The sequence below is a fragment of the Glaesserella australis genome (assembly GCF_003260095.1).
In the GTDB taxonomy this organism is placed as follows: Bacteria; Pseudomonadota; Gammaproteobacteria; order Enterobacterales; family Pasteurellaceae; genus Glaesserella; species Glaesserella australis.
Genome location: NZ_PTPX01000013.1, coordinates 101,388 through 123,324, shown reverse-complemented (window position 1 = coordinate 123,324; position 21,937 = coordinate 101,388). Strand labels below are relative to the sequence as shown.

Below are 21,937 nucleotides of genomic sequence, written 5' to 3'. Positions count from 1 at the left end.
TCCGAATTATTTGTGAAGTATAGCGTAATTATGGGTATAATGAAGCAAATTTCTATTATTTGACAACGAGACAACTAGTGCAACAATCTCAGCTACCCAAATTAGCCCCATTGCCTTTGCAATCTTTGACGATCCGCTATCCGTTTAAACAGACGGATCAAGCGGTCAGATTTTTAGATTTTCAACCCGATACTCAACAAGCAATGCAACAATTTGCCTTGAGTGAATTTGGTTCGGCGTTAATTTTAAAAACGGAACTATTTCCTGAATTTTTAACGGAAATTAGCGATTATTTTGCAACAAAACAGTGTAAAACCTTATTAAAAACCGAATTTAATCGCCAAAGTTTATTTGGTTATAGCCTTTATTTAGATAAAGAAAATCAAATTAAAACAGTTTTAGGAGCAATAGAACAAGCCGATCAACATATTCTTATTTTAAATATCAGTGCATTATTATTAGATATCGTACAATGGGATAAATTAAAACAAGCGTTATTATTTGGTCAATTTGAGCCGATTGTGACAGGTAAATTACCCGAACCGATAAAGCCTATTCAATCTCAATTCAAACTATTATTAGTCGGCAGTCGAGATGATATTGCAACACTACAAAATTATGATGAAGATCTCTATCAATTCTGTCAATATGCGGAAATTTCATCTTATTTTAATCTTGATGAAGAAAATAGCGATCAATGGGGAAGCTATATTCAATCATCGGCAAAAAAATATCTAAATAGAACTTTTACCCAAACAGGTTTAAATCAATTATTACAATATTACGTGCGTGAAAGTGAAAACCAATATTTAATTTCGATTTCACCAACTTTATTAAAAAAACATTTATTAGGTTTACACCATTTTTATCCTGAACAGACGCAGTTTAATTATATTCAAGATTATTTTGATTATATTGAAAAACAGTCGGGCGTGTTAAATAAATTTGTCTTAAATGATATTTTAAATCAGCAACTTTATATTGAAACGGACGATGAAACTATTGGGCAAATTAACGGTTTATCTGTCGTTGAATTTGACGGTGTTCCCCACAGCTTTGGCGAACCGTTACGCATTAGCTGTAACGTGCAATATGGTGACGGCGAAATTCACGACATTGAACGCAAGGTCGAACTGGGCGGAAACATTCATTCCAAAGGGATTATCATTGCTCAATCTTGTTTGGCAAACTTGCTCGAACTGCCGACACAGCTGCCATTTTCAGCGTCCGTTGCCTTTGAACAATCCTATGGCGAAATTGATGGCGACAGCTCATCGCTGGCGATTTTCTGCGTCTTAATCAGCGCCTTAACCAAACTGCCGTTGCCACAATCCATTGCGGTAACAGGGGCTATCGACCAGTTCGGTAATGTGTTGAGCGTTGGTGGTGTAAACCAAAAAATCGAAGGCTTCTTCAATGTTTGCGAAGCAAGGGAATTAACGGGCAAGCAAGGGGTGATTATCCCTGCGGTTTGCGTCTCCCATTTGAGCTTAAAACCAGCGGTATTAGAAGCGGTTAAAGCAGGCAAATTTCATATTTGGGCGGTGGAAGATCTCTTTGACGCAATCCAAATTTTGTTACAACACCCATTTTATGATGAAGATCTGCCTGAAAACAGCGAGAAAAAATCGATCTTTGCCCTTGTTCATCAAGGCATTGAGCAGAATGAAAATGATGAAGCAAGCGGTTCGTTGTTGCAAAAACTTCGCAAATGGTTAAAGGCACACTGATCCGACAAGTCAGCTTACAACTGTTCGCTATTTTAAAAGTCTGTTAAGATCTGTTTATCCATTAAACAGCATTCACACAGACTTTTTTAATTTTCTTACAGGAAAAAAGAATGAACACTTGTACACCCAACATCAAACCAAGCTACGACTACAACGATCTTCTTGCATCAGGACGAGGTGAACTCTTTGGCAGCGAAGGGCCGCAACTACCTGCTCCGTCAATGTTAATGATGGACAGAATTACCAAAATCACCGACAAAGATGGCTTGTTCGAGAAAGGCTATATCGAAGCAGAGCTAGACATCAACCAAAATTTACCTTTCTTTGGCTGCCATTTTATCGGCGACCCTGTGATGCCGGGCTGTTTGGGCTTAGATGCAATGTGGCAGTTAGTCGGCTTCTATTTAGGCTGGGTTGGCGGCAAAGGCAAAGGCAGAGCCTTAGGCGTGGGTGAAGTGAAATTCACGGGGCAAATTCTGCCAACGGCAAAAAAAGTGATTTATCGCATCAATATGAAGCGTGTGATTAATCGTAAACTCGTTATGGGGCTTGCGGACGGCGAAGTCGAAGTCGATGGCAGAATTATCTATACTGCCACAGATTTAAAAGTAGGGCTATTCCAAGACACCACTTCTTTCTAATTTTTCGATCTATGTCGAAAAAATAAAATTTGCTGGTTTACAGCGTTTTTCTGACGGTTAATATCTCTTTTATTTTTTGCATAATAAAAGAGATATGATTTTCCGTGCCATTACCTTTATTGAAACCCTATTTGCTATTACTATTCTTGCCATAGCACTCTATTTTATTTCCCCAACCATTTTCCGCCTACAAGATCATATTTTATTAAATAACGAAATAGATCAAATCAAAGCCTTTATTTATCAAATTCAAACCAAAGCCCGTTATCAAAAACAGAATTATTCTATTTCTATTAGTCAAAATATCACTGAAAAGAAATGGTGTATGATTGCCGTTGAAAAAATTAGCGATAAACAGATCCCTTGTAATTGCCTAAATATCCAAAGTTGCCCTATTCAAAAAAGTTATTATTTATATGAAACGAAAAATAGCGTTGTTAAAAATAACAGTTTATATCCTAAAGTCTTTGTGAATGTTGATGGAAAATCAGGCAGACTAGAAGCAAAATGTTTAAGGGTAACGGTAAATAAAATCTACGATATTCTACAAATTGAACAAAATGGAGTGATTAATGTTATTCAAAAGGGAAAACGGACAACCTGTTAAAATATATAAAGCCTTTAGTTTTATTGAAATTTTACTAGCATTAACCTTAGGCTCGATTATTTTATTTGCTTTTGCCACTTTTTATAGTGATATTTATCGCAATCAAATCAAACAACGGGAGTTATTAAATCTACAAAAACATACACATCAACTGTTAGATTATTTTCAACAACATATTCAGCATATTAATTATCAAGGGGAAAACCGAAAAGAGAGCAATTATTCTATTTTTGCGGATAATCATCATAATTATGCGTTAAATAATCCACATTGCTTAATGTTCTTTTATGATTTAAGCGGTGATGGCTGTGTGGGAAATCGCAATAAAACACAAGCCTGTGAAAATAATGGGGTAAATAAAACAAAAGATGTTAGCCAAGAATTTTTCGGCTTTAAATTTGAGAAAAAAGCGATTTTTATTTATGAAGATAGCCAAATTCAGTATTGTGCCGAACCTTTATGCAAACAACTTTTAACAAATTGCCAAGCAGGAAATTGGCGAAAAATGTCAGATATGTCTGATTATAATGTAGAAAATTTACAGTTTGAATGGCTTGAACAAGATAAGTTATTGAAAATAGCATTAGCTTTATCATCAACAAAAAATAATAAAATTCAATATCAAGCTACCGCTTACAGTTATATTTTAAATAGTAGGGACAAATGAGAAAAATCGTTTCCGCAAGTGTATTACTCACCACATTAATTTTAGCAAGCGGTCTGTTTGCCATTATTTTTCTCAATAAAGATTTTTTATTGAAGCAGGAAACAATCAGTTTAGGCTATTATCAACAATACCTTAATGATAAATATAAGCTGATTGATCAGATCAGCATAGATACTGAAAGTGAATGTGCCAAACAAAAAAGCTCATCGGTAACAATAGAATTTAAAGTAATAAAATACCGCTTCCATTGCCGATTTTCATCACTCTTTGATCCCTTTAAACCAACCAAAGAAAAATATATTCAGATCGATCAAATTGAAAATTGGCTAAATTTAGCACCTTATCAAAAGGATATTTACTATATTCATCATCTTGCTGAATTACCCGACAGTAGCATTGATAACCCGAAAATTATCATTGCCTTACAAGATATTAATGAAAAATTAGAAAAAGATTTTTACGGTATCGTGATTACCAATCATTTATTTGATTTAACAGGCAGTAAACGAATGTACGGTACTTTATATTCCCGTTACGATAATTTAAGAGAAGAACGAAATTTAAGTTATAAAAAAGAAGTTATTCAACATTTAGAACAAAAATACTCACAATGGCACTATTTACCTTATTCAAGGAATATCTTAGCAAATGAATAGAATAATCAAAGCCGAAAGTTTTATTTCAATAATGGTCGTCATGTTACTTTTTGCCATTATTTATTTAAGTTACAGCCGCTGGCAAGGCGACCAAAATAAACAAACCGCCTTTATTTTCCAACAGCAACAATCATTACAACTTGCCGAAAATCAAATTGCATTAATAATGGCAAATAAACCTTGTGAGAACGAAATTCGCCAAAATAATCTCACCTTTAAAATCGAATGTCGCTCCAATGAGCTTAAAGTCCGCTTTGCAAGCGGTGAGATTGTACTTAAAAAAGACTTGTAGGGTGAGTCTTGACCAACCAATAAAATCAAGATGTCACTTCCGCTCCCCCTGCTTGCGGGGGGGAGCTGCCGAAGGCTGAGAGGGGGATTTGCCCGAAGGGCAAAGTCCAAGCGGTTAAATATTACTAACATTCTGCAAACTTCGTTTGCAATCCCCCTTCCGCCCTTCGGGCACCTTCCCCCGTAAACGGGGGAAGGGAGTGTACCCACTACGAAGTTTGTTTATCATTCCCCCCAAACTCGCTAAAATAGCTCTCTTACAAAGGGAAGCAAGGGGAAATCACTATGTTCAACGTCTATTATTCAAACCAAATCACCGAGCAGAAAAACTTACTCACTGCTATTTTAGCAAGGGATCCGAACCCCGATCCGTTTAGTAAAGAGACGGTGCTGGTGCAGAGTTTGGGTATGGCACAGTGGTTGCAAATGCAGATCGCAAGCGAAATTGGCGTGTCGGGCAATGTTGAATTTCCTTATCCGACAAGCTTTTTGTGGCAGCAATATCGGGTGCTTTTCCCCGATTTGCCGAAAGAAAATCCCTTTGCTCGTTCCGCAATGCAGTGGCGTTTGATGCGACTTATTCCGCAGTTTCTTGACCAGCCGAATTTTGATGCCCTTGCTCACTATTTGCACACTAACGACCAACTCAGGTTATATCAACTAGCGGAAAAAATTGCCGATCTGTTTGACCAATATCTCGTTTATCGTCCGCAGTGGTTGGTGCAATGGGAACAGGGCAGAACACAGGCGGTGGTTGATGAGATTGTGCAAGCGGTTTCATTTAAGCAAAAAAATGCAGATGACATTGCGGTGAATGTGGCGTGGCAAAGCCGCCTTTGGAATGAGTTGGTTGCTGACATCAAGCAAGACAGCGATGAGATGATTTTCAACACGTCTCACCGTGCTTATTTGCAACAACGTTATTTTGACAAGCTCGACAATCTCACCAACGCCGAAAAAGCCCGTTTGCCGAAGCGGATTTTTGTGTTTGGCATTTCATCTCTTCCCCATTCTCAACTTGCGGTGTTGAAAAAATTCAGTGAGCACTGCGATATTCATCTCTTTTTTACCAATCCAAGTCTGGCATTTTGGGCAAATGATCGGGAAGATAAAATTCTCGAAAAATTAGCCTTAAAACAACAATTATCTGAAGCGGAATTAGCCGATTTATTTGCCGAACAAGGCAATCCATTATTAACAACGTGGGGAAAACAGGCAAAAGAGTTTTTAAATTTATTAATTGAAGAAGGTATTCAAGATATTTCGCTTTATGATGAATTTGAAGATGAAAATTTGCCATTATTAACCCAAATCAAAAAAGCAATTTTATATTCAGAACATCAATCCGATTTTAATTTTATTGAGCAAGATAACTCTATTCAAATTCACGCTTGCCATAGCAAAATGCGAGAAGTGGAAGTATTGCATAATCAACTGTTATGGTTATTTGAAAATAATCCTGATTTATCGCCAAAAGATATTATTGTAATGTCAGCAGATATTGACAGTTACGCCCCTTATATTAATGCGGTGTTTTCTCGTTATGAACGAAATGATCCGAGATCAATTCCCTTTACCTTATCCGATCAAAAAATCAGTTATATTGATCCGATTATTGCGAGTTTTTTACAACTATTAACCATTAAAGAAAATAAATTTTCAGCGGAAGAAATTTTAGATTTATTTGATATTTCAGCTATTCGGGAAAATTATCAATTTAGCGAGCAAGATATTCAAACGTTACGAGAATGGATTAAATCATCGGGTATTCGAGTAGGTTTGAATATCGAAAACCCTGAATGGAAAAATTATAATTCGTGGGAAAACGGATTAAACCGTTTATTATTAGGCACGAGTTTAAAAGCGGAAAATAATGTTTGGCAAAATGTGTTGGCGTTTGATGAATGTTATGGTTTAGCGTCAGAGTTGGCAGGAAATTTAGCAAAATTTATCGATCATCTTACCGCTTGGCATCGCTTTATTTGCCAACCGCAAACGCTTTCCCACTGGAAAGAGAAACTAGACGAACTTATCACTCAACTTTACCACGAAGATGAGCAGAGCATTGATGCCATTTTCACGTTAAAACAAGCGGTTAGCACCCTTGTGGAGCAAATTGAACAGAGCCATTTTGAGCAGGCGATTAACATTGATGTGATTGCCGAATGTCTTGCCGCACAACTTAGTGAACAGCGGAGCAACTTAAATTTCCTTGTGGGCAAGGTTAATTTCTGTACGCTGTTGCCGATGCGAGCCATTCCTTTCAAAGTGGTTTGCCTGTTGGGAATGAACGAGGGCGAATTTCCACGCCAGCAGACCGTCAATAGCTTCGACCTAATGCAATACGCTAGTCAAAAAGGCGACCGAGCTAGACGAGACGATGACCGCTATCTTTTCCTTGAAGCTCTGCTTTCCGCCCAGCAGATACTCTATATCAGCTATATCGGGCAGTCGCTCACAAGCAGTCAAGAGAAGTTGCCGTCCGTATTGGTATCGCAATTTGTCGATTATTTGACAGCGAATTTGCCTGAAGTCCAACATTCGAAATTAATCATAAAACATCCGATGACCGTCTTTAGCCCAAATAATTTTATTAACGGCAAGGTAGCGTATGATAAAGAGTGGTTAGAGATGAAAAATAATCAAGCGACCTCTCAAAGTTTTTTACAAAAATTAACCCGAGATGAAAATGAGATCGCCACAGAAATTCCACTTCATCAATTTATTGCTTATTTACAAGAGCCATTAAAGTATTTTTTCCAACAACAATTAGGCGTTCGTTTTGAAAAAAATGAAGATAAAATTGAAGAAACGGAAATTTTTCAATTATCAGGTTTAGAAAAATACAATTTACTTGATGATTTAATTCAAGTAGAAGATGAACAAATTGCCCTATTTTTTGAAAATGAAAAATTAAAAGGCAATCTGCCCGCTTGTTATTTTGCAGAAATAAATAAACAGCAGTTAATTGAACACATTCAATTATTAAGAGAAGCACTGTCAGATTATTTATCGCAAGAAAAAACCGTTGAAGATATTGATTATTCCTTTATTTTAGCCGAGAAAAAATATCAATTAATCGGTAACATTCCACATCGTTTTGATAATGAGATTATATTATGGCGAGTAGGCGGATTACGAGATAAAGATATTATTCAAGCGTGGGTTTATTATTTGTTATTAAAAGCGAAAAATAGCCCGATAAATTCATTATGTTTTTATTATCGTGAAGCGGAAAAGGTAAAGTATTTAAGTTTTAATGGTATTAGCGAAGAACAAGCTAAAGAGATACTCAACGGCTATTTACAGGATTATTTAGCCAGTCAAATAGAATTAAAATGGGCGATTACTCACGATATTCAAAGCTATTTCAAAGCGTTAAAAAATTCAGAAAATCTAGAAACTAATGCAACAGATCTCTGTCGAAATACTATCGAATTAAGTAAAGATCCTTATATACAACGTGTTCTTTCTCAAACGGAACTTATTAATTCAGGAGAAATCTCTAACCGTACAGAAACATGGTTCAGAGTGATGTTAGATAGTATGGAATAAAAGGGTGAGAATATGCTCTCTCCCTATAATAAAAAGTAAGCTTGGACGATTACATTATTTTTATATTCAAGAAAAAGGAGACGTAATGAAAAAATCACTATTAAGTTACACTTTGTCGCTTATTTTAGGCTTAGGAGCGGTCGCTTCTGTGCCTGTTTTTGCAAATTCTGCGGAGAAACCGAACGCTAGTACAGCGGCTGTAACCCAAGCCCAGCAAGGCTTTGAGCTGATTAAAACAACGATCAATAAAAGCCCTACAGATAAAGCGATTTATCAGGGGATCCGTTTAGCAAATGGCATGGAAGTGTTACTTATTTCTGATGAAAAAGCGAATAAGTCGCTGATGTCTGTAGGCTTACCTGTTGGATCAATGGAAGATCCCGTGCAACAACAGGGCTTAGCTCATTATTTGGAACATATGATTTTAATGGGTTCGAAAGCTTTTCCTGAAACCAATAGTTTAGATGGCTTTTTAACCAAGAATGGTGGTTATAATAACGCTTACACGGCTCCAGATCGCACAATTTATTATCTCGAAGTGAATAATAATGCCTTTGACGAAGCAGTAGCTCGCCTTGCAGATGCTTTTGCTCAACCATTATTATCCGAAACCAATGCAAAGAAAGAAGTCAATGCGGTGAATGCCGAAATGGTGAGAGCCAAATCCAGCGACAGTTTTTTAATGCATGATGTCAATCTCGCTACCGCTAATCCGAACCATCCAATAACCAAATTTGCGGTTGGTAATAACGTTACTTTATCTGATAAAGCGGACAGCAAATTGCAAGATGAATTGCTCAAATTTTATCAGCAATATTATTCAGCAAATCTGATGAAAGCGGTGTTGTATGCCAATCAGCCGATAGAAAAATTGGCGAAACTTGCCGAGCAGACGTTGGGAAAAGTGACGAATAAACAGTTACAAGCTCCAACGGTCGATATGCCGTTTTTCCGTGCGGAAGACAAGGCGGTGATGATCCATTACAAACCAGTTAAGTCGAATAAGATGTTGGCAATTTCCTTTGATATGCCTGAAGATAAAGCTCAGTTTAAGCATAAAACAGGGGCATATTTGGCGTATGTGTTCAACAATAACACGGACGGTACTTTGTCCGATTATTTGATTAAGCAGGGATTATCTGACAGTGGTATTGAGGCTGCGCCAAATGATGATGTGAGCCGTAATCGTGGCGATTTTACTTTTTATATTGATTTGACGGATAAAGGGCTTGCAGAGAAAGATAAAATTATCTCGCTCGTTTTTCAACAGATTGATGCCGTGAAAAAAGCAGGGGCTCAGCCAAGTTATTTCAAAGAGATGAAAGAGAGCTTGAGCCAAGATTTTCAGCATTTGCAGACCGAAAAAAGTGGCGATTATGTGGCGGAACTTGTGAGCCAAATGATCAGCTATCCCCTTGAGCATATTATCGATCAGCCTTATGTGGTCGAAGAAATGGATGAGCAGGCGGTAAATGCCAAGTTGGACGCAATGACGCTAGATAATGCACGTATTTTGTTAGTCGATAGTCAAGCTCAAACGGATAAAAAAACTAAATATTTTGAAGCCCCTTATTCTGTTCATAAAATCAGCGATGAGCAAAAGGCAAAATGGCTTGATTTTAGCCAAAATCCAACGCTCAAATTGCCAGCGTTAAACCCTTATTTTGCAACGGATTTCAGCTTAAATGAGGGGGATAAATCACGCTTGAAACCGAAGCTGATTGCAGAGGGGAAAGGGACGCAAATTTATGCGATGCCAAGCCACTATTTTGGTAGTGAGCCGAAAGTGGCAATGGTGATTGGGTTGAAAGTCAGCCCTGAAATCATCGATCTCAAACAAGGGATCAGTGCGGCACTGCTCGGCTATATGGCAGATCTTGCTCAAACCAAGCTGGCGTTCCAAGCGTCTGTGGCTGGGATTTCCGCAGGAAGTATGATTGGTGAAAATGGAGCGGTTTTAACTGTAGAGGGCTATACGCAACATTTGCCGAGATTTATTCAGGATTTTCTGACAAATTTCCGTCAATTTGAACTGACTGAGCCGATGTTAGCCCAAGCGAAACAGCGTTATCTTGAAGCCCTAGATCGTGCTGAAAAAGAGAATGCCTTGCGTCAAGCCAGTGCGGTGTTACGCAATTTTGCTAGCCATCCTTATTTTGAGCCGCAGCATAAACGTAAAATGGTGGAGCAGATCACCCTTGCTGACTTGGAGCAAATTCGTACCAAACTCTTAACTCAAGCAACATCGCTGCGAGCGTTATCGGTGGGGAATTTCAACGATACGCAGGTGAAATCAGTAGTACAAGCGGTTGAAAGCCTGTTTAAAAATGCAAATCAGGAGCTTGATTTCGGGCGTTATCTCGATATCAGTCAAAGCCAGCGTAAACTCAACCATATCAAATCCATTTCGCATCAAGATAACGCCTTGACGGTAGCATATTTCCCGAATGGCTATGGCGATTTAGATGGAGCAAGTCGCGTTAGTTTGCTGAAAGACATTCTCTCTCGTTGGTATTTTGACGATTTGCGTACCGACAAACAGTTAGGCTATGCAGTTCATGCATCCAGTAATCGTATCGGAAAAACATCAGGGTTACAATTCTCGGTACAAAGCCCAACGGCTTCACCACAAGAGATAATGCAACACAACGAACGTTTCTTTAACGAGAGTTGGGCAAAATTGAAGGCAATGAGTAGTGATGAGTTTGAAAAATATCGCGCTAGCTTGCTTGAATTATTGCAACACAAACCTGAGTCGCTTGGTCAAGAATTCAGTGAGTTTTTGAGTGACTTTAGCTTAGGTAACAGCCAGTTTGACCGTAAAGCTAACATAATTGAGATTGTTAAACAGCTTACTAAACAAGATATTCTCGATTTCTATCAACAAGCGATTATTGACCAAAAAGGTTTTGTTTTCGCAAGCCAAGCAATTGGTACGAATCCTAAAATCAGCCAACCAGCTGTGTTAAAAGGGTTTGAGAAAGTAGAAAGTATAGAAGCGTTGCAGAAATCTTTTGAGATTAAGCGCTACTAACTTGAGATGATAAAGCGGTGAGATCTTGTAAATTATTTTCAAGATCTCACCGCTTGTATTTAGATGCTATTTTCTATTTTGTGATTTCAGTTGGAGATTGGGTGAATACTTTTAGTAAGTAATAACCCAAGACAGCAGAAATCCCCGACCCAATTAAGATTCCTAAACGAGCAAGAGAAATAAATCTTCCATCTGCTTCATCTCCACCAAAGGCAAGTCCGGCTAAGAACATTGACATCGTAAAGCCGATTCCACAGAGAACAGAAACCGCAAAGATCTGTTTGAAATTAATACCTTCAGAAAGTTGCGCAATGCCTAATTTGACCGCAATAAAGCTAAAGCTGAATACGCCTAAAGTTTTTCCTACTAATAAGCCTAGTGCAACGCCCATAGTGAGTGGTGAAAATAATGTACTAAAGCTCATGCCTGATAAAGAAACGCCTGCATTTGAGAAAGCAAATAGCGGCAAAATAACAAAGGCGCACCATGGTGCAAGAATGTGTTCAAAGTGGGCGAGAGGCTCTTCACCATTTTTTCCTTTTAATGGTACGCAGAAACCGATAATCACACCCGCTAATGTCGCATGAACACCCGATTTTAATACTGATGCCCATAAAATTAAGCCGACAACCATATAAGCACAGATAGCTGTCACGCGCATACGGTTCATGATAATTAATGTGGCAATAGCGGCTGCAGCAGAAATAAGAGCTGTAGTACTTAGATCGTGTGAGAAGAAAATCGCGATAACGACGATTGCGCCTAAGTCATCAATAATAGCAAGTGCGAGTAGGAATATTTTTAGAGCGAAAGGCACTCGTTTACCTAATAAGCCTAATACACCAACGGCAAAGGCAATATCGGTTGCCATTGGAATTGCCCAACCTTGTTGGAACTCTGGAGAATGAGTGTTTATTAAGGTGAATACTAATGCAGGTACAACCATTCCACCAAGTGCGCCAATGGCAGGGAAGATGGCTTTTTGATAACTAGAAATAGCACCAACCATCATTTCTCGTTTCACTTCTAAGCCAACGAGAACAAAGAACACCGCCATAGAACCATCATTAACCCACATTAAAAGAGGTTTATGAATGCTAAATAAACCAATTTGGATACTGACTGGCATCCCTAAGAAGTCGAAGTAGAGATCCCGCAGTGGGGTGTTTGCAAATATCATTGCTAACATAGCGAAAGCAAGAAGTAAAATACCACTTGCCGATTCAAGTTGTAAAAATTTTTTAATTTGTTGAATCATTTGTTACCTTCCTGTCAAATTCGTAAAGAATTATATTGAAACCTTCTTTTAACAAAATTGAAAGAAGATCGCAAGGTAAACTCGCCTTTGTTTTATGGTAAAATTGTAGAAATTTGATCCAACACAGAAAGTAATATATGTCACAAGAATGGCTTTATTGGGCATTAGCGTCCGCATTATTTGCTTCTTTAACGGCAATTTTTGCTAAAGTGGGTCTACAAGGTGTCGACTCTGATTTTGCCACTTTTATTCGTACCGTTGTTATTATCATTGCATTAATAGCCTTTCTCACGTATGCGGGAAAATGGCAACCTTTTGGTAGCTTAACGGGGAAAAACTGGACATTTTTAATTTTATCTGGTTTGGCAACAGGCGCTTCATGGCTTGCTTATTTTAAAGCATTGCAAATAGGTAATGCGTCGCAAGTTGCACCGATCGATAAACTGAGCATCGTCTTAGTGACGCTCTTTGCCGTACTCTTTTTAGGCGAGCGTCCAAGTGGACAAGATTGGTTAGGTATTGGGTTAATTACTGCGGGTGTTCTGTTTTTAGCAATAAAGAGATAGTAAATTCACCTTGATCTTTTTAATGTTTATCGCTAAAATCGCCACTCTTTTTTATGATCCTCATTTGGCTTATAGTCAATTTTTAATTTTTTAGGTAGATAACAATGAAACGTACATTTCAACCATCTGTATTAAAACGTTCTCGTACACACGGTTTCCGTGCGCGTATGGCAACTAAAAACGGTCGTCAAGTATTAGCACGTCGTCGTGCTAAAGGTCGTAAAAGCTTATCTGCATAATGACAGATAAGTCAGCAAAAACACCTAAAGACTTTAGTGTGAATAAGCTAACTTTTTCTCGGGAGCTACGTCTGTTAGCTCCCGTTCAATTTAAAGCTGTCTTTGAGCAGCCTCTCCGTGCTAGCACACCGCAATTAACCCTTTTATCTCGTCAGAATCAGCTTGGATTCGCTCGTATTGGCTTAACTGTTGCCAAAAAGCATCTAAAAAGAGCCCATGATCGCAATCGCATTAAACGTATTGTGCGAGAAAGTTTTCGATTAAAACAACATCAACTGCCTAATTATGATTTTGTCTTTGTCGCTAAAGGCGGAATTGGTAAACTGAGCAACCAAGAACTGTTTGAAACCTTGGAAAAATTATGGCAACGCCACATTCGTCTTGCTCAAAAAGCACAACAAGAGAATCTCGAGAACGTTTAAGCCCTTTGGCTTATACCATACTCGCCCTTGTTCATTTCTATCGCTATGTGATTAGCCCTTTACTTGGCCCTCGCTGTCGTTTTTATCCGACGTGTTCGACCTATGCTCTCGAAGCAATAAAAATTCACGGCGGCTTAAAAGGTGGTTGGCTTGCCCTAAAACGTATTTCTCGCTGTCATCCATTGAGTGAAGGGGGCGAAGATCCTGTACCGCCAAAATGTGATTGTGGAAAGAAACACTAACCCTGTTTTATCAGAAGGAGTTTTCCTGCAAAGCGTTGGGTGAGTTCCTGCTGAAACGTTTCTACTTGTGTTGGGTTGATGGCTAACGTTAATTCGATTTTGTCAGTAAATTGTTGCTCAATCGGCTCAATATCTCGCTCTGCAATCAAATGTTGAAGGGTATTAAATTGCTCATATTCACACTGCAAGCGGTAGGATTTGCGTAAAACTTTGCGAATTTTTTCTACTTGTAATAACGCTTGTTGAACGCCGTTGCCATAGGCTTTTACCAATCCACCTGTGCCAAGTAAAATGCCACCATAGTAACGCACCACGACTACACTGATTTCCCCTAAGCCTGAGCCCAAAAGGTAATTGAGCATTGGTTTACCTGCAGTGCCTGAAGGTTCGCCATCGTCTGAAAAACCATATTGCTGTGAATCATTCGGCTGTCCTGCAACGGCTGCCCAACAGTGATGGCGAGCTTGTGGGTGTAATGCTCGAATCTCAGCCCAAAAGGCTTTGGCTTGTTCTATGCCTTCAGTATGGCGAAGATAGGTAATAAAGCGGCTCTTTTTGATCTCTTCTTCAAAAAGAACATCTGCCTTGGGGATAAAATATTCCATCACATTCCTTTATTCCATGGCATCTTAGCGAGCAATCTTGCCATGCCACAAAATCCTGTTACCCCAGCAAAAATTAAACCTGCGCCAACAAATGCAGAGAGCAAGTAAAATCCTGATGAAACAGTACTGCCTAGTATGACGCCTAAAAGCGTTAAAGAGCCCGCTGCAATCTGTACTTGACGCATGAGTTCTAAAGGTTGTTTCTTATCCAAGCGGGTAGATAACCCTGCTTTTTTCCAACCGTCAATACCTCCTTCAAGGATAAAAATCTGCTTACCTGTTTGGGCAAATTGCTCAAATAGTGGCGTGGCGTTTTTGGTTCTCATACCTGATTTACAATGAAAAATTAAAGTTTGAGTTTGAGCAAACTGTTCAGGCAAACCTGAGCTTTTTAGCTGATCGAGTGGAACTAAATGTGCCTGCTCAATGTGTTCTCTGCGATATTCATCTACTTGGCGAATATCAATGAGAATCGCACCATCTTTAAGTAAATTAGCAACTTTTTCTACAGAAATGGTCGAAATTACATTCATCATATTTTCTCTCTTAACAATATTATTACGATACCGAAATCTTACTTCTTGTTCTTACGGAACTATTCAAACGGATTAAACAACTTCACCCCAGTACGTGCAAAATCGGCTGAATTGCGTGTGACTAAGGTCAAATTATGCTGAATCGCGCTGGCAGCAATCCACGCATCATTTTCAGGGGCATGATCGGGAATATGCAACTTAGCACAGATTTGTGCCGTTCTTTCATCAAGTTTAAGGATTTTGCCGTTAAATGTCGGTAAAACCACATTATTAAACCACGTTCGCAAAACAGCACCTTGTAGAAAATCTTTATGTTCTTTTGCCAAAATCCCACGCTCAACTTCCATTAACACAATCGCATTGATAAAAATATCTTTTTCTGAAATGGTCGAAAACCACTCCACAAAATGAGGATTTGCCTTGCCTATCTTGATTTTTCGCACTTCGCTCACGACGTTTGTATCTAATAAATACATAAATACCCCTAGTCTTCTAAATCAACAGGGCGACGTTGCCCACGACTGCGTGGTTGCAATTCTAATTCCACATCGTCATCATCAATCGGCAGCAACGCTTCTAACGCTGAACGGAACGGCTTCGCCTGTTGCACTTTTTCATACTCACGATATGTCATCAGCACAAAAGCAGGCGTACCACGATTTGTAATAATCACAGGTTCCACCATTGCGGCTTTTTGAGCTTGGCTAGAATGTTGGTTAAATTCACGGCTGGTCATAATCGGCATATTGTATCCCCTTAATGTAGATAAGTAGATACAATATACTGCAATTTAATGGGAAAGAGCAAGAGTGAAATTTTGTCTCAACTCTTATCCCATTTTTACGCTACAATAATGCCATTCATCAGAATGGCATTTTTTATTGATTATATGAAAAAACTCAACATTATTTTTGCGGGTACGCCGGAGTTTGCGGCGACCCATTTGCAAGCGTTATTGGGCTCTGAACATAACGTGATTGCTGTTTATACACAGCCTGATAAACCTGCGGGGCGAGGTAAGAAGTTGCAGGCAAGTCCTGTGAAGCAGTTGGCGGAGGCACATCAAATCCCCGTTTATCAGCCGAAATCGTTACGCAAGGAAGATGCTCAAGCGGAGTTGCAGGCACTCAATGCCGATGTAATGGTTGTGGTGGCGTATGGGTTGATTTTGCCTGAAGCGGTGTTGAATGCACCGAAATATGGTTGTTTGAACGTACACGGTTCGTTGTTACCACGTTGGCGCGGGGCGGCACCGATCCAGCGGTCGATTTGGGCGGGCGATACGGAAACGGGCGTGACCATTATGCAAATGGATATCGGCTTGGACACGGGCGATATGTTGCACAAAGTCACTACGCCGATTTTGCCAAAGGAAACGTCAGCAACCCTTTACGCTAAACTTGCCGAGCTTGCTCCGCCTGCCTTGTTGGAGATGTTGAACGGTTTGACAAGCGGTCAGTTTAAGCCTGAAAAACAGCAAGATGAACTTGCCAACTATGCAGAAAAATTAAGCAAGGAAGAAGCAAAATTAGACTGGCAACTCACCGCTTGTCAGCTTGAACGCAATATCCGAGCGTTCAACCCTGCCCCAATGGCGTATTTGACGCTGACGGTGAACGATGTGGAAGAGCGGATTAAGGTTTATCAAGCCGATGTGTTGCCACATCAAGCGAAAACCGCTGGCACGGTGTTGGCGGTGGATAAAAACGGTATCCAGATTGCAACCCAACAGGGCGTGTTGAACATTACGCAACTTCAGCCTGCAGGCAAAAAGCCGATGTCGGTGCAAGATTTCTTAAACGGACGTGGCGACTGGTTTAAGGTAGGAACGGTTCTCTAATGAAAAAAGGTTCAGCCCGTGCGGTTGCCGCACAGATCATTTTGCAAGTGTTGGATCAGGGCAAATCCCTTGCCACGCTTATTCCTGAGGCTCAATCGCAGGTTGAAGCGAAAGACTTGCCGTTGGTGCAAGAGATTACCTTTGGCGTGTGTCGTGTGTTGCCCCGTTTGGAAGCGATTATTAAATTGTTGGTCGAGAAGCAGTTAAAAGGCAAAACTCGCCCTGTGCATTGTTTGTTGTTGGTCGGGTTGTATCAGTTGCTCTATATGCGAGTACCGCCCCACGCCGCTGTGGATGAGGTGGTCAATGCGACTAAGTGTTTGAAATTAGATAGTTTTAGGGCATTAACTAATGGCGTGTTACGCCGTTTTTTGCGTGAGCAAGAGGCGATTTTGGCGAAAGTGGATAAGCACTGGCAGACGTTGCACCCAGAATGGTTGGTGAACAAGCTGAAAAAAGCCTACCCAAACTGGCGAGAAATTGTTGAAGCAAATAACCAAAAACCGCCGATGTGGATTAGGGTTAATCAGCAACATAGCCGCCGTGCTGATTATGAAGTGTTGTTGGGCGATCTTGCAAAAAATCGAGAAAATCTGACCGCTTGCGTACCTGGTTGTGCCATTTCGTTAGCTAAAGCGGTGTCGGTCAGCCAACTGCCGAACTTTGAGCAAGGTTGGGCAACGGTGCAAGATGCACACGCACAGTGGTCGGCAGAGTTGTTGGACGCACAAAACGGCGAACGAATTTTAGACGCTTGTGCCGCACCAGGTGGAAAGACTACACATATTTTGGAAAAAGCTCCGAAAGCGAGTGTGGTGGCGTTGGATATTGAACAGAGCCGTTTGCAACGCGTGAAAGAAAATCTCGCCCGTTTAAATCAGACCGCAACGGTAATCTGTGGCGATGCCAGTCAGCCTGAACAGTGGCTTGCAAGCGGTGAGATGTTCGACCGTATTTTGCTAGATGCCCCTTGTTCCGCCACAGGCGTTATTCGCCGCCACCCCGATATTAAATGGCTACGCCAAGAAGCTGATATTGCCGAACTTGCTGATTTACAAGGGAAAATTTTAAAGGCTTTATGGGCAAGACTAAAACCAAACGGCGTATTGCTTTATGCCACCTGTTCGGTTCTTCCTGAAGAAAATAGCCAGCAAATTCAACAATTTATTGCCAATACGCCTGACGCTAAATTAGTCGAAATGGATTTTGGCGGTGAAAAAGTGTTAGAAAAACAGTTCTTGCCACAGGTTGATGGCGGCGATGGCTTTTTCTATGCAAAATTAATGAAACAAGTGAATTAAGATGAAAATCATCATTTTAGGCGCTGGGCAGGTCGGCGCAACATTAGCAGAAAATTTAGCAAATCATGACAACGATATTACTATTATCGATCATGATCAGAGTCGTTTAGTGCCTTTACAAGATAAACACGATCTACGTGTGATTACAGGAAATGTCGCCTCACCACGAATTTTGCGTGAGGCAGGGGCGAGTGATGCGGATCTGCTTGTGGCGGTAACTAACAATGATGAAAGCAACATGATTGCTTGTCAGATTGGTTATACGTTGTTTCATATTCCTACCAAAATTGCCCGTATTCGTAATGCTGACTATGTACGTGAGCGTGAAGCGCTGTTTAATGATGATGTGTTGCCGATTGACCATATTATTGCGCCTGAATTGCTAGTGACAGAGGAAATCTTACGGCTGGTCTATTATCCTGGTGCCTTGCAAATTGCCCATTTTGCTGATGACTTGATTAGTTTGGTGAGCTTAAAAGCCTATTATGGTGGTCCTTTGGTTGGTTATCCCGTTTCAGCGTTGAGCGATCACTTACCCCATATCGAAGCCCGTATTGTCTCTATTTTTCGTCATGAAAAAGCCTTTATTCCTCAAGGTTCAACTATTATTGAAGCGGGCGATGAGGTCTTTTTTGTCTGTGCGACACAGCATATCAAAGCCGTCATGGCGGAGTTACAGCGCCTAGAAAAACCACATAAACGTGTGATGATTATTGGTGGTGGAAATATTGGTACTGCCTTAGCAAAAGCGTTAGAAGATAAATGTAGCGTGAAACTGATTGAGCGTAATAAAGAGCGGGCAGAGAAGTTGGCGGCAAAATTGTCTAAAACACTAGTGCTATGTGGAGATGCATCGGATGAAGAATTGCTGTTTGAAGAGCATATTGAGAATATCGATCTTTTCTTAGCCTTAACAAGTGATGATGAAGCCAATATTATGTCTTCTCTTTTGGCAAAACGGCTTGGTGCCAAAAAAGCGATCGTGCTAGTCCAGCGAATGGCGTATCTGCACCTAATTCAAGGCGGCACGATTGATATTGCTCTTTCACCACAGCAGGCGACGATTTCAGCATTATCAAGCCATGTCAGAAAAGGGGATATTGTGCATGTGGCATCACTCAAACAGGGCTTGGTAGAAGGCATTGAGATTATCGCCCATGGCGATCAAGATTCTTCTAAAGTCGTTGGACGAAAAATCCGCGATCTGAAATTACCACAAGGGGCAATTATTGGCGCTATTATGCGTAATCAGGATGTATTAATTGCCCACAAATCAACGGTAATTGAAGAAGGTGATCATGTCATTGTGTTTGTGAATGATAAAAAACAATCGGTTGAAGTGGAAAAACTCTTCCAACTGGGCGCATTCTTCCTATAAATGACAAGCGGTGAGTTCTTGCAAAAAATTAGCAGAAACTGACCGCTTGTTTTATTGATTAAACCTTCGCCAACTCAGCTCTCATTTGGTCAATGACTGCCTTATAATCAGGTTGATCAAAAATCGCAGAACCTGCGACAAACATATCTGCACCTGCTTCAGCAATATCAGCGATATTATTGACTTTCACACCGCCATCGACTTCCAAACGAATATTAAAACCGCTTGCATCAATGCGACGACGTACTTCACGTAATTTATTCAAAGTTGATGGAATAAAGGCTTGTCCGCCAAAACCTGGGTTTACCGACATCAACAAAATCACATCGACTTTATCCATCACATAATCTAAATAGCTTAATGGTGTGGCTGGATTAAATACCAAACCTGATTTACAGCCATGATCACGGATAAGTTGTAGAGAACGGTCGATATGTTCCGTGGCTTCAGGGTGGAAAGTAATGATGTTTGCTCCCGCTTTAGCGAAATCAGGAATTAAGCGATCAACCGGTTTTGCCATTAAATGCACATCAATTGGGCAGGTAATGCCGTAATCACGCAGGGCTTTGCAGATAGCAGGTCCAAAGGTCAAATTAGGTACATAGTGATTATCCATGACATCAAAATGAATGAGATCCGCCCCTGCCTTTAGCACGTCGGCAACATCGTCGCCCAAGCGAGCGAGATCGGCTGATAAAATAGATGGAGCGATAAGATAAGGTTGTTTTGCCATTGTGAAATCTCCTTCTCGAAAAGTAGCTTAGACTAGCATATTTTACAGTGTAAAACCTCGATCTAGTTCGCAATTTCATAATTTCATTTCACTTAGGTCGAAAAAAACATCAAAAAACCATAAAAAAATTATAGCTTTTTTATTTTATTTCAGGCAAAATTATTTCCATATTTAATTTATGGTTATAAAACCCAGTATTTATCTAGGAGAATTTATGAAAAAAGGGATTCACCCTGAAAATTATCGTGAAGTGTTATTCTATGACGGTAGTGTACAACAAGGTTGGATTATTCGTTCTTGTGCAGCAACCAACAAAACAATGGTTTGGGAAGATGGCAAAGAGTATCCGTTCTATCCGTTAGATACATCATCTGCATCACACCCTGTTTACACAGGTAAACGCCGTGAAGCGAATACAGAAGGTCGTGCAAGCAAATTTAACGAACGCTTTAAAGGCATTTCAAGCCTCACTAAAAAATAAGAGATAAAAGGAGACAAAATGAAAATTTTAAATTCGCTTAAATCAGCGAAATCACGCCACCCAGATTGCCAGGTGGTACGTCGTAAAGGCAAACTTTATGTGATTTGCAAAACCAATCCACGTTTTAAAGCTCGTCAACGATAATCACAAAATCCTTATAAAATCAACTATATAGCGGTGAAAATAACAACATTTTTGCCGCTTTTTATTGATTATTATCAAATAAAGTTCATAAGATGTATTTTATTTGCATTTTTTATGTTTTATAAATGTTACAATGATACTTATGAATAACCTACTTATTTAGTAAACTATTTTTTTGACTAATATTACTGAAACAACTCTTCCCCGTCGTAGCTTTTTGCGTGGGCATTTTTTGAAATCACTTCAGGATGAAAAAGTGGCTCAGCAAGGGCATCAAGCCATTCGAGCACCTTGGACAGATCTTGCAAATTTTTTTAATCAATGTACCGCTTGTAATAAGTGTATTTCTGCTTGTGAAACGCACCTTTTAGTGAAAGGTGCAGGCGGTTATCCAGAAGTCGATTTTATGCAAGGGCGTGGGGAATGTACGTTTTGTCAGGCTTGCGTAAAGGCGTGTGAAGCAAAGGTTTTTCGTTCTACTGATGAAGAGCCTTGGCAGCATAAAGTGGAAATTCAACAGAGTTGTATGGCATTTAGTGGAGTGGAATGCCGTAGTTGTGAAGATAGTTGTGAAAGTCGAGCAATTCGATTTAAACGTGAAATTGGCGCAATCGCCAAACCTTTTCTCAATTTAGAGAGTTGTAATGGATGCGGTGCTTGTATTTCAAGCTGCCCTACATCCATGATTCGAGTGATGTATTAATAATATGAGTGATAACAACGTAGTTGGTGTTGAAGATGTATCGACTTGGCACGTATGTGGCTTAGTGGTACAGGCAGAATTGGCTAAAATTGAGCAGGTCAAACAAGCTCTATTAGCCATTGAGCAAACGGAAATTCCAATGATTGAAGAAACAAAAGGCAAGTTAGTTGTGGTGATGCAGTCTGAAGATCAACAGCAACTGCTTGATAATATGGAAAAAGCTCGTGATTTAGAAGGCGTTTTAGATCTTTCTTTAATTTATCACGAGCAAGATGCGTAAGTTACGAACTAAACTGAGTTCAATTTAA

The 21,937-nt window shown here is 39.8% G+C and carries 25 protein-coding genes; 19 read left to right on the top strand and 6 right to left on the bottom strand.

The window, feature by feature from the left end:
* Positions 1-77 precede the first annotated feature (77 nt).
* The 8 genes from C5N92_RS06475 (at position 78) to ptrA (ending at position 11,181) form a co-directional block, all read left to right on the top strand.
* The gene (locus C5N92_RS06475) at positions 78-1,730 is read left to right on the top strand and encodes an AAA family ATPase (protein WP_111750026.1); all 1,653 of its coding nucleotides are present in this window, start codon (positions 78-80) and stop codon (positions 1,728-1,730) included.
* 110 nt (positions 1,731-1,840) lie between these two features.
* The gene (gene fabA / locus C5N92_RS06470) at positions 1,841-2,371 is read left to right on the top strand and encodes a bifunctional 3-hydroxydecanoyl-ACP dehydratase/trans-2-decenoyl-ACP isomerase (protein WP_111750025.1); all 531 of its coding nucleotides are present in this window, start codon (positions 1,841-1,843) and stop codon (positions 2,369-2,371) included.
* Positions 2,372-2,465: 94 nt separating this feature from the next.
* Positions 2,466-2,978, top strand: a complete 513-nt coding sequence (locus tag C5N92_RS06465; protein WP_369828919.1) for a pilus assembly FimT family protein — start codon at positions 2,466-2,468, stop codon at positions 2,976-2,978.
* Positions 2,944-3,645 carry a hypothetical protein gene (locus C5N92_RS06460; protein ID WP_111750024.1) on the top strand — a complete coding sequence of 234 codons (702 nt, stop codon included), beginning with the start codon at positions 2,944-2,946 and terminating at the stop codon, positions 3,643-3,645. The genes C5N92_RS06465 and C5N92_RS06460 overlap by 35 nt, the downstream gene beginning before the upstream one ends.
* Positions 3,642-4,301, top strand: coding sequence for a DUF2572 family protein (locus C5N92_RS06455; protein ID WP_111750023.1), 660 nt, complete (start codon positions 3,642-3,644; stop codon positions 4,299-4,301). Before C5N92_RS06460 ends, C5N92_RS06455 begins: the two co-directional genes overlap by 4 nt.
* Positions 4,294-4,593 (top strand): DUF5374 domain-containing protein, encoded by a 300-nt coding sequence (locus tag C5N92_RS06450; protein ID WP_111750022.1) that lies wholly within the window; start codon positions 4,294-4,296, stop codon positions 4,591-4,593. The genes C5N92_RS06455 and C5N92_RS06450 overlap by 8 nt, the downstream gene beginning before the upstream one ends.
* A 284-nt stretch (positions 4,594-4,877) precedes the next feature.
* Positions 4,878-8,147, top strand: coding sequence for an exodeoxyribonuclease V subunit gamma (recC, locus tag C5N92_RS06445; protein ID WP_111750021.1), 3,270 nt, complete (start codon positions 4,878-4,880; stop codon positions 8,145-8,147).
* Positions 8,148-8,232: 85 nt separating this feature from the next.
* Entirely contained in the window at positions 8,233-11,181 is a 2,949-nt protein-coding gene (gene ptrA / locus C5N92_RS06440; RefSeq protein ID WP_111750020.1) for a pitrilysin, read from the top strand.
* 73 nt (positions 11,182-11,254) lie between these two features.
* On the opposite strand, the gene nhaA is transcribed toward ptrA, so the two are convergent.
* The gene (nhaA, locus tag C5N92_RS06435) at positions 11,255-12,439 is read right to left on the bottom strand and encodes a Na+/H+ antiporter NhaA (protein WP_111750019.1); all 1,185 of its coding nucleotides are present in this window, start codon (positions 12,437-12,439) and stop codon (positions 11,255-11,257) included.
* Positions 12,440-12,576: 137 nt separating this feature from the next.
* On the opposite strand from nhaA, the gene C5N92_RS06430 reads away from it, so the two are divergent.
* The 4 genes from C5N92_RS06430 to yidD all read left to right on the top strand — a co-directional run bounded on the left by C5N92_RS06430 (position 12,577) and on the right by yidD (position 13,908).
* Positions 12,577-13,005: an EamA family transporter gene (locus C5N92_RS06430; RefSeq protein ID WP_111750018.1), complete on the top strand. Its 429-nt coding sequence runs from the start codon at positions 12,577-12,579 to the stop codon at positions 13,003-13,005.
* Positions 13,006-13,109: 104 nt separating this feature from the next.
* Positions 13,110-13,244, top strand: a complete 135-nt coding sequence (rpmH, locus tag C5N92_RS06425) for a 50S ribosomal protein L34 (protein ID WP_005539760.1) — start codon at positions 13,110-13,112, stop codon at positions 13,242-13,244.
* Positions 13,245-13,282: 38 nt separating this feature from the next.
* Positions 13,283-13,666, top strand: coding sequence for a ribonuclease P protein component (rnpA, locus tag C5N92_RS06420; RefSeq protein ID WP_111750090.1), 384 nt, complete (start codon positions 13,283-13,285; stop codon positions 13,664-13,666).
* Entirely contained in the window at positions 13,606-13,908 is a 303-nt protein-coding gene (gene yidD, locus C5N92_RS06415) for a membrane protein insertion efficiency factor YidD (RefSeq protein ID WP_111750017.1), read from the top strand. The genes rnpA and yidD overlap by 61 nt, the downstream gene beginning before the upstream one ends.
* Here the strand turns inward: yidD and C5N92_RS06410 are convergent.
* The 4 genes from C5N92_RS06410 to C5N92_RS06395 are packed head-to-tail and all read right to left on the bottom strand — an operon-like array spanning position 13,905 to position 15,794.
* Entirely contained in the window at positions 13,905-14,513 is a 609-nt protein-coding gene (locus C5N92_RS06410; RefSeq protein WP_111750016.1) for a YigZ family protein, read from the bottom strand. The two genes, yidD and C5N92_RS06410, sit on opposite strands and share 4 nt — an antisense overlap.
* Positions 14,513-15,049, bottom strand: a complete 537-nt coding sequence (locus tag C5N92_RS06405; RefSeq protein WP_342767558.1) for a rhodanese family protein — start codon at positions 15,047-15,049, stop codon at positions 14,513-14,515. The genes C5N92_RS06410 and C5N92_RS06405 overlap by 1 nt, the downstream gene beginning before the upstream one ends.
* Positions 15,050-15,108: 59 nt before the next feature.
* Positions 15,109-15,525 carry a type II toxin-antitoxin system VapC family toxin gene (locus C5N92_RS06400; protein WP_111750015.1) on the bottom strand — a complete coding sequence of 139 codons (417 nt, stop codon included), beginning with the start codon at positions 15,523-15,525 and terminating at the stop codon, positions 15,109-15,111.
* A gap of 8 nt (positions 15,526-15,533) precedes the next feature.
* Positions 15,534-15,794 (bottom strand): type II toxin-antitoxin system prevent-host-death family antitoxin, encoded by a 261-nt coding sequence (locus C5N92_RS06395; RefSeq protein WP_111750014.1) that lies wholly within the window; start codon positions 15,792-15,794, stop codon positions 15,534-15,536.
* 144 nt (positions 15,795-15,938) lie between these two features.
* Here C5N92_RS06395 and fmt point away from each other — a divergent pair, with 144 nt between their 5' ends.
* Genes fmt through trkA form a run of 3 tightly spaced genes read left to right on the top strand, consistent with a single transcriptional unit; the run spans position 15,939 to position 19,568 of the window.
* Positions 15,939-16,889: a methionyl-tRNA formyltransferase gene (gene fmt, locus C5N92_RS06390; protein ID WP_111750088.1), complete on the top strand. Its 951-nt coding sequence runs from the start codon at positions 15,939-15,941 to the stop codon at positions 16,887-16,889.
* The gene (gene rsmB / locus C5N92_RS06385) at positions 16,889-18,190 is read left to right on the top strand and encodes a 16S rRNA (cytosine(967)-C(5))-methyltransferase RsmB (protein ID WP_111750013.1); all 1,302 of its coding nucleotides are present in this window, start codon (positions 16,889-16,891) and stop codon (positions 18,188-18,190) included. Before fmt ends, rsmB begins: the two co-directional genes overlap by 1 nt.
* A gap of 1 nt (position 18,191) precedes the next feature.
* Positions 18,192-19,568 (top strand): Trk system potassium transporter TrkA, encoded by a 1,377-nt coding sequence (gene trkA / locus C5N92_RS06380; protein WP_111750012.1) that lies wholly within the window; start codon positions 18,192-18,194, stop codon positions 19,566-19,568.
* Between the two features lie 58 nt (positions 19,569-19,626).
* Here trkA and rpe read toward each other — a convergent pair whose 3' ends face one another.
* Entirely contained in the window at positions 19,627-20,301 is a 675-nt protein-coding gene (rpe, locus tag C5N92_RS06375; RefSeq protein WP_111750011.1) for a ribulose-phosphate 3-epimerase, read from the bottom strand.
* Positions 20,302-20,515: 214 nt separating this feature from the next.
* Here rpe and C5N92_RS06370 point away from each other — a divergent pair, with 214 nt between their 5' ends.
* The 4 genes from C5N92_RS06370 (at position 20,516) to C5N92_RS06355 (ending at position 21,909) form a co-directional block, all read left to right on the top strand.
* The gene (locus tag C5N92_RS06370; RefSeq protein WP_111750010.1) at positions 20,516-20,782 is read left to right on the top strand and encodes a type B 50S ribosomal protein L31; all 267 of its coding nucleotides are present in this window, start codon (positions 20,516-20,518) and stop codon (positions 20,780-20,782) included.
* Positions 20,783-20,800: 18 nt separating this feature from the next.
* Positions 20,801-20,926, top strand: coding sequence for a type B 50S ribosomal protein L36 (gene ykgO, locus C5N92_RS06365; RefSeq protein WP_005713329.1), 126 nt, complete (start codon positions 20,801-20,803; stop codon positions 20,924-20,926).
* A 175-nt stretch (positions 20,927-21,101) separates the two neighbouring features.
* Entirely contained in the window at positions 21,102-21,629 is a 528-nt protein-coding gene (napF, locus tag C5N92_RS06360; protein WP_111750009.1) for a ferredoxin-type protein NapF, read from the top strand.
* A 4-nt stretch (positions 21,630-21,633) separates the two neighbouring features.
* Complete coding sequence (locus C5N92_RS06355; RefSeq protein ID WP_111750008.1) at positions 21,634-21,909, top strand: chaperone NapD; 276 nt, start codon at positions 21,634-21,636, stop codon at positions 21,907-21,909.
* Positions 21,910-21,937 lie beyond the last annotated feature (28 nt).